Raw genomic sequence first — 13,224 nt, forward strand, 5'->3', positions numbered from 1 at the left:
GCATGGAACAGGCATGAGCACGGAACAGGTCGGAACGGCCCGCATCACCACGCTCGACAATGGCGTCACCGTCATCACCGACGCGATGCCCCATCTCGCCACCGCCTCGCTCGGCATCTGGGCCGGGGTGGGCGCACGCGACGAGGAGGGCGACGAGCACGGCATTTCGCACCTTCTGGAGCACATGGCGTTCAAGGGCACGCGCCGGCGCAGCGCCCGTGCCATCGCCGAGGAGATCGAGGCGGTCGGCGGCGACATCAACGCGGCGACCAGCGTCGAGCACACGAGCTACAATGCCCGCGTGCTGGGCGAGGACATGCCGCTGGCGCTCGACGTGCTGTCCGACATCCTCACCGAACCGGCCTTCGATCCCGAGGAACTGGAGCGCGAGCACAATGTGATCGTGCAGGAGATCGGCGCCGCGCTCGACACGCCGGATGACCTGGTATTCGACCTGTTCCAGGAGCGGGCCTTTCCCGGCCAGCCGATCGGTCGCTCCATTCTCGGCACGCCCGAGACGGTGCGTTCCTTCGATGCGGGCCGGCTGCGGACCTATCTCGCGCGCACTTACCGGGCGCCCAAGCTCATCCTTTCCGCCGCCGGCGCGGTGGACCACGATGCCGTGGTCGCGGAGGCGCATAAGCGCCTGGGCGGCTTTACGGCCGAGGACAAGCCGGTGCCGGTAACGGGTCACTATCAGGGCGGGGTGGAGATCGGCGGCGGGCGCGAGCTCGAACAGGCGCATCTGCTCATCGGCCTCGAAGGCCTCTCCTACCGCGACCCGGAGATCCATGCGCTGCAGGTCTTCACCAACATCCTGGGCGGAGGCATGTCCTCGCGCCTGTTCCAGGAAGTGCGGGAGGCGCGGGGGCTCTGCTACGCCGTGTATTCCTTCCACTGGGGCTATGCCGATACCGGCCTGTTCGGCATCTATGCCGGTACCGATGGCGGGGATGTCGGCGAACTCGTCGACGTGGTGATCGATCAGGTCGAGGCTACCGTCGAGGGACTGACCGAGGCCGAACTCGCCCGTTCCAAGGCGCAGGCCAAGGTCGGCCTGCTCGCCGCGCTGGAAAGCTCGGGCGCGCGGGCGGACCAGCTGGCCCGGCAGATGCTGGCCTTCGGCCGGCCGATCCCGCTCGAGGAAATCGTCGCCAAGGTCGAGGCGGTGACGCTGGAGCGCGCGCGGGCCGCGGGGCGGGCCATGATGGCCCGTGGTCGGCCCACGTTCACCGCGCTGGGGCCGGGCAAGCCGCTGGCCTCGGCGGCGCGCATTGCGGAACGGCTGAAAGCCGCCTAACTCTCTTGAATGGCCGGTACTGGCCGGCCATCATTCCGGGCATGCCCTTCACGGCCCATCTTCCACGGCCTCGCTCGATGTCGCTGTTTCGCACGGTTTCCTGGCCCGAGCCGCCGGCGCTCATCGAGGGTGAGACGGTCGTGCTGCGCATGCCGAACATGTCGGACTTCGCCGCCTGGTCCTCCCTGCGTGAGCAGAGCCGCGCCTTCCTGACGCCGTGGGAGCCGCTCTGGCCGAATTACGACCTCTCGCGCGGCTCCTTCCGCCGTCGCATACGGCGCTACATCCGCGACGTGCGCGAGGATGCCGCCTATCCCTTCCTGGTCTTTCGCCGCGACGACCATGCCCTTCTCGGCGGGCTGACGCTGTCCAATGTCCGGCGCGGCGTCACCCAGACCGCCAGCCTCGGCTACTGGATGGGCGCGCCCCATGCCGGCAAGGGTCACATGGGCGCGGCGGTGCGCGCGCTGCTGCCTTTCGCCCACACGACGCTGGGCCTGCGTCGCATCGAGGCCGCCTGCCTGCCCGGCAACATCCCTTCCCGCCGCCTGCTGATGAGCGCCGGCTTCCGCCGGGAGGGCTATGCGCGCGAATATCTATGCATTAACGGCCTGTGGCAGGACCACCTTCTGTTCGCCCGGCTGTCCGGCGACCCGATCGCGCGGGTAGGAGAGGCTATGGCCGATGAGCCTCTCAGTTTGGTGGCGTTCCAAAGTGCAGATGAGATGAGCGACAAGCTCTAATCTGGAACGACTAAAAGATAGCGGCGTTGTGACTGCGATTTCGCGCATGAATTACCGCTGCTTGTTTTTCCCGATTGACGCCAGCGTGAATTGGCGCGAAAAATCGAAGTGAAAGGCGTTATTTAGAATAATTCTAAGTAGCTGGTCACTTCGGTTCTGCGTCGCCATGATCGTCTGTTCCTGCAATGTGCTGTCAGACCGCCAGATTCGCGACGCGCTGACGGATGCGGAGTCGCCTGCCCGTACGGCGGGGCAGGTCTATCGCTGCCTCGGCTGCAGCGCCCAGTGCGGCCGCTGTGCGCGGACCATCCGTAAGCTGATCGACGATGTGAATGCCGCCAATTGCGGCGGCTGCGCGCGCGAATGCCCGGCCCATGCGCTGGTCGAGGGTCATTCCCAGCGGCACAATCACCCTCACAATCACACGCACACCGAGAGCTTCCCCGTCGCGGCGGAGTGAGCACTCCGGAGTGAGCGCGGTGCCTCGCGGCGAACCGCCCGACTGCCATTCAACGGGATGGCGGCTCGGGAGGCCCTTGAGTGTTGATTGGAATTGTTCTAAAAATATCGAGCGTCGTCGAATTTGTCGAAGTCCGGAGAGAATGCGTCCATGAAGGGTGATCCCAAGGTCATCGAGTATCTGAACCGCGGCGTTCGTTCCGAACTGACCGCCATCAACCAGTACTGGCTGCATTTCCGCATGCTGGACAACTGGGGCTACAAGAAGCTGGCGGCGAAGTGGCGCGCGGAATCCATCGAGGAGATGCACCACGCCGACCGTTTCATCGACCGCATCCTCTTCCTCGACGGCTTCCCGAACCTGCAGGTGCTCGAGCCGCTGCGAATCGGGCAGGACGTGAAGGAAGTGATCGAATGCGACCTCGCCGCCGAGGTCGGGGCGCGCGCGCTTTACCAGGAAGCCGCGACCTATTGCGAGAGCGTGCAGGACTATCCCAGCCGCGACCTGTTCAAGGCGTTGATGGCCGATGAGGAAGGTCATATCGACTTCCTCGAGACCCAGCTCGATCTGATCGACAAGCTCGGCCTGCAGCTCTACGCCCAGCATCATATCGGCGATCTCGACTGAGCCTGCGCGTCGCCGAGATAAACGACAGGGGCCGGTCCGTGGACCGGCCCTTTTTCATGCGTCGGTGCCGGTGCGCCCGGTCGATGACGGGTCCAGTTTAGATCGATTCAGAATTTGAGTAATTCTAACGTATTGAGATAACAGTTCTTTTCATTGACCCCCGGCTGACCCTACGTTACCCGCGATGGCACGCAGATATCGCATGGGAAGCGCGGGCCTACCGTTTCTTCCCTGACGGGAGGAAAAGACATGACGGTGGTTCACTGGGTTTCGATGTCGCGCCGCGCCGCTCTGGGCGGCCTTCTGGCGGCGAGTGTTGTCGCCGCTCCGCTGGCGGCCCGGGCGGAAGAGGTCGTGAATGTCTACACGACGCGCGAGATTGCCCTCGCCAAGCCGCTCTTCGACGCCTTCGCCGAGAAGACCGGCATCAAGGTCAACAGCGTCTTCGTCAAGGACGGCCTCGCCGAGCGCGTGAAGGCGGAAGGCGCGGCCTCGCCCGCCGACGTGCTGATGACCGTCGACATCGGCAACCTCATCGATCTGGTCGACCAGGGCGTGACCCAGCCGGTCAAGTCCGAGGTGCTGGAGAAGGCCATTCCCGCCAATCTGCGCGGCGCGGACGGCAACTGGTTCTCGCTCTCGATGCGCGCGCGCGTCGCCTATGTCGCGAAGGACCGCGTCAAGCTCGACGCCATCACCTATGAGAACTTTGCCGATCCCAAGTGGAAGGGCGAAGTCTGCATCCGCTCCGGCAAGCACCCCTACAATACGGCGCTGATCGCCGCCTATATCGTCCATCACGGCGAAGAGGCCACGCAGAAGTGGCTTGAGGGCGTGAAGGCCAACCTCGCCCGCAAGGCCACCGGCGGCGACCGCGAAGTGGCGCGCGACATCCTCGGCGAGCTTTGCGATATCGGCCTCGCCAACTCCTATTATGTGGGCCTGATGCGCTCCGGCAAGGGTGGCCCCGATCAGGAGAAGTGGGGCGCGGCGATCAACGTCATCCTGCCGACCTTCCAGAATGGCGGCACCAGTGTGAACATCTCCGGCGCTGCGGTGGCGAAGTCCTCGCCGAACAAGGGCAACGCCGTGAAGCTGCTGGAATTCCTCGTCTCGCATGACGCGCAGGAACTCTACGCCAAGGCGAATTTCGAGTATCCCGTGGTTCCCGGCGTGCCGGCCGACCCGATCATCGCCGCCTTCGGCCCGCTCAAGGTCGACAATATCGACCTGCTGGCGATCGCCAAGGCCCGCAAGGCGGCGACGAACCTTGTCGACAAGGTCGGTTTCGACGATTGATGCACCCGCCTGCCCGGCGAAAGCCCTTTCCGAACAGGTGAACTCACCGGATCGACCAGAAAGGGCTCTCGTTTCAACAAGCCGGAGCGTTTCTCATCGCGAACGTCGATCACCTCTCGCGAAAAACGCTCCAGGGCGCTCCTCCGCGCGGCTTTCCGCCGTTCGGGGGAGTTTTGCGTTGAAGGCCGGGCCTCGCGCCGAACGGAGCGCTTCACGACCATGAGCACGGCCACAACCACGGCCACCGCGACACCGGGCGGCGAGGGCAGCCGCCTGCGCCTGCTGCGCTGGGGTGCGGGCGCCACCGCGCTTCTCGTGCTGCTGCCGGTCGCGGCGCTGCTATGGTCGGCGGCGCAGGGCTCGGGCGATCTCTGGCCCCATCTCATCCGCAACGTCCTGCCACACGCGCTGTTCGAGACCATCGCGCTGGCGCTGGGCGTGGGCGTGCTGGCCGGCACCATCGGCACCGGCACGGCCTGGCTGGTGGCGACCTGCCGCTTTCCGGGTCGGGGCCTGTTCGAATGGGCGCTGCTGCTGCCCCTCGCCATTCCCACCTATATCCAGGCCTTCGTCTATGTCGACGCGGTGCACCCGCTCGGGCCGATCCCGACCGCGCTGCGCGCCCTGTTCGGCATCGCCCGGCCGCGCGACCTGTGGCTGCCCGAGGTGCGCTCGCTGCCCGGCTGCATCGTGCTGCTCGGCCTTGTTCTCTACCCTTACGTCTATCTCACCGCGCGCGCGGCCTTCCTCGTGCAGGGCTCCTCGGTGCTGGAGGCCGCGCGCATGCTCGGCGCCGGCGCCACCGAGACCTTCCTGCGCATCGCCCTGCCGCTCGCGCGTCCGGCCATCGCGGTCGGCGTGACGCTGGTGCTGATGGAGACGGTGAACGATGTCGGCGCCTCCGAATTTCTCGGCGTGCAGACGCTGACCCTGTCGATCTACTCGACCTGGCTGAACCGTTCCAGCCTGCCCGGCGCGGCGCAGATCGCCCTGTTCATGCTCGTCGTGATGTTCGCGCTGGTGCTGCTGGAGCGTTGGGGCCGGCGCCATCTCAACGTCGTCAACGGCGCCCGCGTCCGCCCGCCGGTGCGGCGCATCCTCGCGCCCGGCGCGGCGAGCCTCGCTTTCCTCGCTTGCCTGCTTCCCGTCGCGCTCGGCTTCCTGATGCCGGCCGGCCACCTCCTGCACATGGCCTGGCGGCGGCTGCTGTTCCACGGGCTGCCGGCGACGATCCTGTACGAGGCGGCCAATACCGCGCTGTTCGCCGCCATCGGCACCGGCCTCGCTCTGGCGTTGGGGCTGATGGTGGCGGTGGCCGGCCGCACCGGAGCGCTCGCCACCGGCCTCGCGCCGCGCCTCGCGAGCCTCGGCTATGCCGTGCCCGGCACGGTGCTGGCGGTCGGCCTGCTGGTGCCGCTGGCCGGGTTCGACAATATCGTCTCGGCCTTCAGCGCGCAGGTCTTCGGCCACGCCACCGGGCTGCTTCTGTCGGGTTCCGGGGCGGCGCTGATCATCGCCTATGTCATCCGCTTCCTCGCCATTCCCGTCGGCGGGCTGGAAGCGGGCTACGGCAAGATCGGCACCACCATAGACATGGCCGCGCGCAGCCTCGGCGAGCGCCCGGGCGGGGTGGTGCGGCGCATCCACCTGCCGCTGCTGCGGCCGGCGCTGGGCACCGCCGCGCTCCTCGTCTTCGTGGACTGCATGAAGGAACTGCCGGCGACGCTGATGCTGCGCCCGCTCAATTTCGAGACGCTGGCGAGCCATGTCTATGGCGAGGCCGCGCGCGGCACCTATGAGGACGGCGCGCTGGCCGCCCTGCTCATCGTGCTGGTGGGGCTGGTGCCCGTCATCCTGCTGGCCCGGCTGTCGCGGCCGCACAGGGATTGAAGGGCGGGGAGCGAAAGGGGCCGGCCGGGAAGGGGCGCCGTCCCGGCCGGCCCCGCCCGCTCACGTCGCCAGCTGCGGCAGGTCGCGATAGAGTTCCAGCGCTTCCGGGTTGGCCAGCGCCTCGGTGTTCTTCACCGGCCGGCCGTGGACGACCTCGCGCACGGCGAGTTCGGTGATCTTGCCCGAGCGGGTGCGCGGAATGTCGTTCACGGCGATGATCTTGGCCGGCACGTGGCGCGGGCTGGCGCCGGTGCGGATCTGCGTCCTGATGCGCTTCTCCAGCGTCTCGTCGAGCCGGGCTCCCGCCTTGAGCCGGACGAACAGCACGACGCGCACGTCATTGTCCCATTCCTGGCCGATGGCGATGGCCTCGATGATTTCCGGCACCTGCTCGGCCTGGGCGTAGATCTCGGCGGTGCCGATGCGCACGCCCTGCGGGTTCAGCGTCGCGTCGGAGCGCCCGTGAATGATGATGCCGCCATGCACCGTCCATTCCGCGAAGTCGCCGTGGCACCATATATTGGGGAAGCGGTCGAAATAGGCGGCGTGATATTTCGCGCCCTCCGGGTCGTTCCAGAACATGACAGGCATGGAGGGGAAGGGCCGGGTGCACACGAGTTCGCCGCGCTCGCCAAACACGCGCTGTCCCTCGTCCGACCACACCTCCACCGCCATGCCGAGGCCGGGCGCCTGGATTTCGCCCTTGTAGACCGGGGCGGTCGGATCGCCGAGCACGAAGCAGGAGACGATATCGGTGCCGCCCGAGATGGAGGCGAGGTGGACGTCGGCCTTGATCGCCTCATAGACATAGGCGAAGTCCGCCGGCGCCAGCGGCGAGCCGGTGGAGGTGATCGCCTTGAGCGCGGAGAGATCGTGCGTCTCGCCCGGCTTCAACCCTTCCTTGCGCAGCGCGTCGATATACTTGGCCGAGGTGCCGAACAGCGCGAAGCGTTCCTCCGCCGCATAGTCGAACAGCACGGAAGGGGAGGGCGCGAAGGGCGAGCCGTCGAACAGGCACAGGGTAAGCCCGCTGGCGAGGCCGGTGACAAGCCAGTTCCACATCATCCAGCCGCAGGTGGTGAAGTAGAACAGCCGGTCGCCGGGATGGAGATCGCAGTGCAGCCGGTGCTCCTTGATGTGCTGGAGCAGCGTGTTGCCGGCCCCGTGCACGATGCATTTGGGCACGCCCGTCGTGCCGGAGGAGAACAGGATGAACAGCGGGTGGTTGAACGGCAGTTGCTCGAAGCTGGGCGCCGCCGCCGCGAACGGGGCGATGAAGGCCTCGAGCGAGACGCCGTTCGGCAGGGCGCCCGCGACCTCCTCGGCCTCGCCGAGATAGGGCACGATGACGGTCGCCGCCGCGCTGGCGAGATGAGGCACCACGCTCTTCAGCTTCTCGGCGATGGACACCCGCTTGCCGGCATACCAATAGCCGTCGCAGGCGACATAGACCTTCGGCTCGATCTGGCCGAAGCGGTCGAGAATGCCGCGATCGCCGAAATCGGGCGAGCAGGAGGAGAAGATCGCCCCCAGCGAAGCGGTCGCCAGCATCACGGCGATGGTTTCCGGCAGGTTCGGCAGGGTGGCGGCCACCCGGTCGCCAACGCCGACGCCCGCGGCGCGCAGCGCCTGCTGCAGGCGCGAGACAAGGTCGCACAGTTCGCCATGGCTCACCTGGCGCCGAACCTTGTCCTCGCCGCGGAAAATGAGCGCGACGGCTTCGCGCGGGCGCGGGCGCAGGAGGTTCTCGGCATAATTCAGCCGCGCCTCTGGAAAGAAGCGGGCGCCGGGCATCCGGTCGCCGTCGGCGAGGGCGCGCTCGCCGCGCTCGCCGATCACCTCGCCAAGGTCCCACACCTGTTCCCAGAAGGCATCCGGCCGCAGGATCGACCACGCGTGCAGGTCGCGGAAATTGTGCAGGTCCGTGCCGTGGCGGGCATTGGTCTCGGCAATAAAGGCGCTGACCGCGCTCGCCGCGACCCGCTCCGCGCTCGGCGTCCAGAGCGCCTCTTCCTTCGCCACAACCATCCCTCGTTTCCTCTCCCAGGCGGATCCGCTCTTTGTGGCGGACCCCGCAATCCACGTCATCGGCCCACGTTGTCGATCCACATCGTCGATCCACGTCGTCGATGGGCAATTCATAGCGCCCGCCTCGCCCGCTGTCAGGCCATCAAACAGACACAGAAGCGCAAGATGTTGCGGGCAACTGAAGTCATTCTCCCCAGCCCTCGCTCTCGCGCTTGCACAGCGGCGCTGCCGTGCTGTAGGCGGGATCAGGGGGATCTGCGACGCGTGATGAGAAAACTGATTCCCATCCTGCTGCTGCCCGTGCTCGTCGCGCTCGTCGGCGCGGCCGTGGCGCCAAAGCTTGCCTCCGAGGAGCGCCTGCGCGCCGAGGCGTCCGCGCTGCTGCGGCAGGCCAGCGGCCTTGATGTTGAGATCGACGGCGCGGCCCGCTTCTCGGTGCTGCCCTGGCCGGCGATCGAACTGGACCGCGCCACGATCGGCAAGGGCGATATGCGCCTCGCGGTGCCCCGCGTGCGGATCGTGCTCGATCTCCTGCCGCTGCTCACCGGGCAGGCCCGGGCCGGCCGGCTGGACCTGGACCGGCCCGAACTCACTGTGGCGAGCCGGCAGCTGGACGATGACCCGCTCGGCGCGATGCTGCTGCGCCTGGCGTCGGGCACGTTCGCGGCCGATATCCGCGTGATCGACGGCCGGCTGTTCATTGCCCGCGACGATGTCCGCGAAATGGTGCTGCCGGATGCGGACCTGCGCATCGCGGTGCGCGGCGGCAGCGAGGCCTCGATCCGCGGCGAGGTGACCTGGCGCAGCGAGCCGCTCGCGCTCGACATCAGCGCCACGGGGCTCGGCGCGCTGCCCACGGGCGGCGCCGGCCGCGTCCGCCTGGGCGTATCCGGCCCGCCCGGGGAGTTCTCCTTTGAAGGCGCGGCCAAGCTGGCGGGTGGCGCCGTGGCGGTGGGCACCCTCTCGGTGTCGAGCCGCCGCCTGCGCGATACCTTGGCCTGGCTTGATCTGGATGCGCCGACCGAGCAGGGCTTCGGCCCGTTCGCGCTGCGGGCTCAGGCGATGATGTCGGGCCAGGGCGCGTCGCTCACCGATGCGCAGCTTGAGCTGGACGGCAATGTGAGCGAAGGCGGCTTCAACCTGCGCTTCGACGGCGCGCGCCCGGTGCTGCAGGGATCGCTCGCCAGCGATCATCTGGATCTCTCGCCTTATGGCGAATTGTCGGTCTCCGAGCCCGATAGCGACACCTGGAGCCGCGAGGCGATCGATCTGCGCCGGCTGGCGAGCCTCGATGTCGACCTGCGCCTGTCCGCCGCCGAGGTGAGGGCGGGTGGCGCGCGGCTTGAGAACGTGGCGGCGAGTTCGGTGCTCAAATCCGGCAAGCTGATGTTCGCGGTTGGCGAGGCGGAAGCGTGGGGCGGCATTTTCCGCGCGGCCGTGCACGTCTCTCCGGCCTCGGCCTCGCAGGCCGAGATCCGTGTCGAACTCGGCGCGGAGAATGTGCAGCTGGGGCCGGCGCTGGGCGACCTGTTCCGCACCCAGCGGCTCGAGGGCACGGGCTCGTTCCGCCTGGCCGCCGGCGGCACCGGCGTCAGCATCGCGGCCATCGTCTCGCGGCTCAACGGCACCTTCACGCTGGATGGCAGGAGCGGGGCGCTGGTCGGCATCGATGTCGGCCGTGTGCTCGCCCGGCTGGAGCAGCGCCCGCTATCGGGGGCGAACGACATGCGCGGCGGGCGCACCGCGTTCGACCGCATCCTCATCGACGCCGCCATCCGCGACGGCATCGCCCAGCTGGGCAAGCTTGACGTGACCAGCACGCGCCTGCGCATCGCGCTCAGCGGCCAGAGCGCCATTGCCGACCGCGAACTGGACTTCACCGGCCTCGCCCAGCTCATGGCCTCGGCCAAAACCGGCACGGATCCGGTCGCCACGTTCGAATTGCCATTCCTGGTGCGGGGAAACTGGGAGCAGCCGCTGCTACTGCCCGATCCGCAGGCGCTGATCCGCCGCTCCGGCGCCGCCCGCCCGCTCTTCCCCCAGCCCGCCGCCCTCGGCGTCAGCAATCAAGCCCCCTGACCCGCCGCCCCGCCGCTACTCCGCGAGCACCCAGGTCGAGGGGAAGGTGATCGGGGAGGGGTGTGCTAGGCTGTTGAGAATAAAGAGGTTTTTCCGGCCGACTGATGGGCGCACTGGACCAGATGGCTGGGGTACGGTCAAGGGCCCCGTACGTTAAAGCTCATGCGGCGTGTCTTCTGTCACAGGTCAAAGAACCGTTCACGCAGTTGCTCGCAAGCTCCGTCTATTCCTGGAAAGAGCGAGCCGGCCGTGATGCCCATGATGCTCAACTGCTGCATGGCTTCCTTGCGTTCAGTTGAGGGAAGGTCGATAACGCGAAGATAAGTCGTGTCCTTCTCGCGCTCCTTCTTCCTGATGTAGCTCTCAACATCGTCCAAGTTTGTGATACTCGATAGGGCCTGCTGTGGAACCATTCGCGGGTTATTCAGAGCAATGGGGTCCAGCAGAGAGAAGTGTTCCGGCGCGGGGCTGATCTTCGGGAATTGTCGCCAATCAGAGCGCCAAGATTTACTGTCGAACACAAAAATGCGTACCTTCTTGTCTGGTCTGATATTTCCCTTTCGGATTCCCTTATAAGCGAAGTAGGCCGCCACGAACGGCGAGTGTGTCCAATCCAGTAAAGGGGTCGGATAGCCGTGGTGTTGTACTAGAGAATGGAAGGCCGCATTTTCTATATTGTTGTCAATTCGGAAAAAATGCCTCGTCAGGCTGCTTACATTTTTATGGAGGGCTGGTATGTCCTCATTCATGAATCGTAGTATGTAAGCGCGTCCTGTTCTATGGAAGTGTGTCCTCAGGCGCCACTTATTGCTTTCTTGTCCGCGAAAAATGTACCTGTATGGTTCTTGAGAGGTAGCGAAATCCTTAAAGGAATTCCAGTCATTTACATCAATTGGTTCGTAGTCGGAAGGGCTGGAAGCGTCAGGCTTTCTTAATAGTGCTATGCCTTCGGTACCCGATGGTGTATTCCATGTGACCTTAAGCACATCCCCGATGACTGAACAATTGAGATTGACAAGCGCCGGTATCGTGACGTTGGGATAACTGTCTTTGATGGCCGCCCATGACACTGGGTCGCCGGTAGCTGGATGAAGCGCCTCAATTTTTGCATCAAGTTCGAACTGCTGGGCCTTACTCGGGGCTTCAATCCAGATCACCACATTGGGAAGGTCATGCCGTGCGTCATAGGCATATAGCGCGCCGACGTATCGGTCGCCCATGTCGTCAAGCTCAAGTATTGCAGTGCCCGTATTGGTTCCCCCGTAGGCGCCCAGCCACTGTCCGTTCATGCTACTTGTCCGCTTCCCGGGCAATTTTGCCCAAAAATTCGTGGGAGCTGTTGAGTAGGAGGCTACTCTCAGTTCCCCCCTCCCGCCCACGTTTCGCCAGCGCAACCGTATCCGAGGGTGTGGCAGCACGCTACCGGTACGTTGCCCGGCTAGAGCTCCCGCCCAATAGCCCCTGCCCATATGGACGCGTCCGCGTTCGCGTGTTGCGCGTCCAATAGGATGGGTATTGACATTTCGGACGCTCACGACTCTCATGTCTGGACCTTTTGGACACGAGGGCAGGGCATGGCACGCGTCGCCGATCCGCTGGAGCGGCTGCTGAAGCAGCAGGAGAAGCTGGAGCGCCAGCGCGCGCGGCTGGAGCGCGAGGCGGCTGCGGCCGCTGCGAAGCACGAGGCAGGAGGCGTGTTCGAGCCGGGGCCGCGTGGCACGCCCATGCCGGGGCCTGCGCCCATCCTGATCGGCTATGGGCGCACCTCCACGGCGGAGCAGGAGGCCGGGCTGGAAGCGCAGCGGCGGGACCTCGAAACGGCGGGCTGCGGGCGCGTGTTCACCGAACAGGCGTCGTCGGTCGGCACCCGGCCGCAGCTGGAGCGGGCGCTGGACTATGTGCGCGAGGGCGACACGCTGGTGGTGACGAAGATTGACCGGCTGGCGCGCTCGACCACGCACCTCTGGGACATCGTGCGCGACCTCGATGCCAAGGGCGTGAACCTGCGGGTTCTGAACCTCGGAGGCGAGACGGTGGACACCAAGAGCGCCACCGGGCGGCTCATCCTCAACATCTTCGCGGGCTTTGCACAGTTCGAGCGCGAGATGATGCTGGAGCGCCAGAAGGAGGGCATCGCCAAGGCCAAGGCGGAAGGCCGCTATACCGGGCGCAAGCCCTCGGCCCGGCTCAAGGCGGATGATGCCCGGCGTCTTCATGCCGAGGGCCGCACCGTGACCGAAATCGCCAAGACGCTCGCCATCGGCCGGGCGAGTGTCTATCGCGCGTTGGGGATGAACCCCGCCAAGGCCCCCGATACCGCATTGCCCGCAGGTTGACCGAACGCTAGCCTTGCAATCCTTCCTCGTGCCACTGCCGGGCGTTCATGGTTGATTTCGAGCACTTCATAACCCGCTGGACGGCGCGCGAGGGCGGACAGGAGCGGGCGAATTATGCGCTGTTCCTTGCGGAGCTGTGCGCGGTCATCGGCGTTCCGCCGCCCGAGCCGGCCGGGCACGCGAGCGAGCTGAACGCCTATGTCTTCGAGCGCGCGGTTACCTTCCGTGAGCCGGACGGGTCCACCGCGAAGGGGCGCATTGACCTCTACAAGCGCGGCTGCTTCGTGCTGGAGGCCAAGCAGAGCCGGCAGGGCGAGGGGCCGAAAGCGAACGAAAGTAATAAATATCTATTTGATATCAATATGTTGGGGGGGGGGGGGGGGGGGGGGGGGGGGGGGGGGGGGGGGGGGGGGGGGGGGGGGGGGGGGGGGGGGGGGGGGGGGGGGGGGGGGGGGGGGGGGG

General features: G+C 66.4%; 11 protein-coding genes. 9 read left to right on the plus strand and 2 right to left on the minus strand.

Annotated features, from left to right (window positions below; translation table 11 throughout):
- The first annotated feature begins 13 nt into the window (after positions 1–13).
- The 6 genes from QOZ99_RS12930 to QOZ99_RS12955 all read left to right on the plus strand — a co-directional run bounded on the left by QOZ99_RS12930 (position 14) and on the right by QOZ99_RS12955 (position 6,319).
- Positions 14–1,300: a M16 family metallopeptidase gene (locus QOZ99_RS12930; RefSeq protein ID WP_306890390.1), complete on the plus strand. Its 1,287-nt coding sequence runs from the start codon at positions 14–16 to the stop codon at positions 1,298–1,300.
- A 77-nt stretch (positions 1,301–1,377) separates the two neighbouring features.
- Positions 1,378–2,043: a GNAT family N-acetyltransferase gene (locus QOZ99_RS12935; protein ID WP_306890391.1), complete on the plus strand. Its 666-nt coding sequence runs from the start codon at positions 1,378–1,380 to the stop codon at positions 2,041–2,043.
- Between the two features lie 166 nt (positions 2,044–2,209).
- Positions 2,210–2,503, plus strand: coding sequence for a (2Fe-2S)-binding protein (locus QOZ99_RS12940; protein ID WP_306890392.1), 294 nt, complete (start codon positions 2,210–2,212; stop codon positions 2,501–2,503).
- 150 nt (positions 2,504–2,653) lie between these two features.
- Positions 2,654–3,130, plus strand: coding sequence for a bacterioferritin (gene bfr, locus QOZ99_RS12945; protein ID WP_183187904.1), 477 nt, complete (start codon positions 2,654–2,656; stop codon positions 3,128–3,130).
- Positions 3,131–3,403: 273 nt separating this feature from the next.
- Complete coding sequence (locus QOZ99_RS12950) at positions 3,404–4,429, plus strand: Fe(3+) ABC transporter substrate-binding protein (protein ID WP_306890412.1); 1,026 nt, start codon at positions 3,404–3,406, stop codon at positions 4,427–4,429.
- 219 nt (positions 4,430–4,648) lie between these two features.
- Entirely contained in the window at positions 4,649–6,319 is a 1,671-nt protein-coding gene (locus QOZ99_RS12955) for an ABC transporter permease (RefSeq protein ID WP_306890394.1), read from the plus strand.
- Positions 6,320–6,379: 60 nt separating this feature from the next.
- On the opposite strand, the gene QOZ99_RS12960 is transcribed toward QOZ99_RS12955, so the two are convergent.
- Positions 6,380–8,341, minus strand: a complete 1,962-nt coding sequence (locus QOZ99_RS12960) for an acetoacetate--CoA ligase (protein ID WP_370876851.1) — start codon at positions 8,339–8,341, stop codon at positions 6,380–6,382.
- A gap of 273 nt (positions 8,342–8,614) precedes the next feature.
- Between QOZ99_RS12960 and QOZ99_RS12965 the strand changes: the two genes are divergently transcribed.
- Entirely contained in the window at positions 8,615–10,426 is a 1,812-nt protein-coding gene (locus tag QOZ99_RS12965) for an AsmA family protein (protein WP_306890413.1), read from the plus strand.
- Between the two features lie 179 nt (positions 10,427–10,605).
- Here the strand turns inward: QOZ99_RS12965 and QOZ99_RS12970 are convergent, their stop codons facing one another.
- The gene (locus tag QOZ99_RS12970; RefSeq protein WP_306890396.1) at positions 10,606–11,715 is read right to left on the minus strand and encodes an FRG domain-containing protein; all 1,110 of its coding nucleotides are present in this window, start codon (positions 11,713–11,715) and stop codon (positions 10,606–10,608) included.
- Between the two features lie 285 nt (positions 11,716–12,000).
- Here QOZ99_RS12970 and QOZ99_RS12975 point away from each other — a divergent pair, with 285 nt between their 5' ends.
- Positions 12,001–12,762, plus strand: a complete 762-nt coding sequence (locus QOZ99_RS12975; protein WP_306890397.1) for a recombinase family protein — start codon at positions 12,001–12,003, stop codon at positions 12,760–12,762.
- Between the two features lie 47 nt (positions 12,763–12,809).
- Positions 12,810–13,224 (plus strand): type IIL restriction-modification enzyme MmeI (locus QOZ99_RS12980; protein WP_306890398.1); only part of this gene is annotated, 415 nt, incomplete at its 3' end.

It is taken from the genome of Ancylobacter amanitiformis (assembly GCF_030814815.1).
Taxonomy (GTDB): domain Bacteria; phylum Pseudomonadota; class Alphaproteobacteria; order Rhizobiales; family Xanthobacteraceae; genus Ancylobacter; species Ancylobacter amanitiformis.

Bases quoted from the DNA above. Each gene is read 5' to 3' on its own strand.
- QOZ99_RS12930 (WP_306890390.1), top strand. From the start codon at position 14: ATGAGCACGGAACAGGTCGGAACGGCCCGCATCACCACGCTCGACAAT.
- QOZ99_RS12935 (WP_306890391.1), top strand. From the start codon at position 1,378: ATGTCGCTGTTTCGCACGGTTTCCTGGCCCGAGCCGCCGGCGCTCATC.
- QOZ99_RS12940 (WP_306890392.1), top strand. From the start codon at position 2,210: ATGATCGTCTGTTCCTGCAATGTGCTGTCAGACCGCCAGATTCGCGAC.
- bfr (WP_183187904.1), top strand. From the start codon at position 2,654: ATGAAGGGTGATCCCAAGGTCATCGAGTATCTGAACCGCGGCGTTCGT.
- QOZ99_RS12950 (WP_306890412.1), top strand. From the start codon at position 3,404: ATGTCGCGCCGCGCCGCTCTGGGCGGCCTTCTGGCGGCGAGTGTTGTC.
- QOZ99_RS12955 (WP_306890394.1), top strand. From the start codon at position 4,649: ATGAGCACGGCCACAACCACGGCCACCGCGACACCGGGCGGCGAGGGC.
- QOZ99_RS12965 (WP_306890413.1), top strand. From the start codon at position 8,615: ATGAGAAAACTGATTCCCATCCTGCTGCTGCCCGTGCTCGTCGCGCTC.
- QOZ99_RS12970 (WP_306890396.1), bottom strand. From the start codon at position 11,715: ATGAACGGACAGTGGCTGGGCGCCTACGGGGGAACCAATACGGGCACT.
- QOZ99_RS12975 (WP_306890397.1), top strand. From the start codon at position 12,001: ATGGCACGCGTCGCCGATCCGCTGGAGCGGCTGCTGAAGCAGCAGGAG.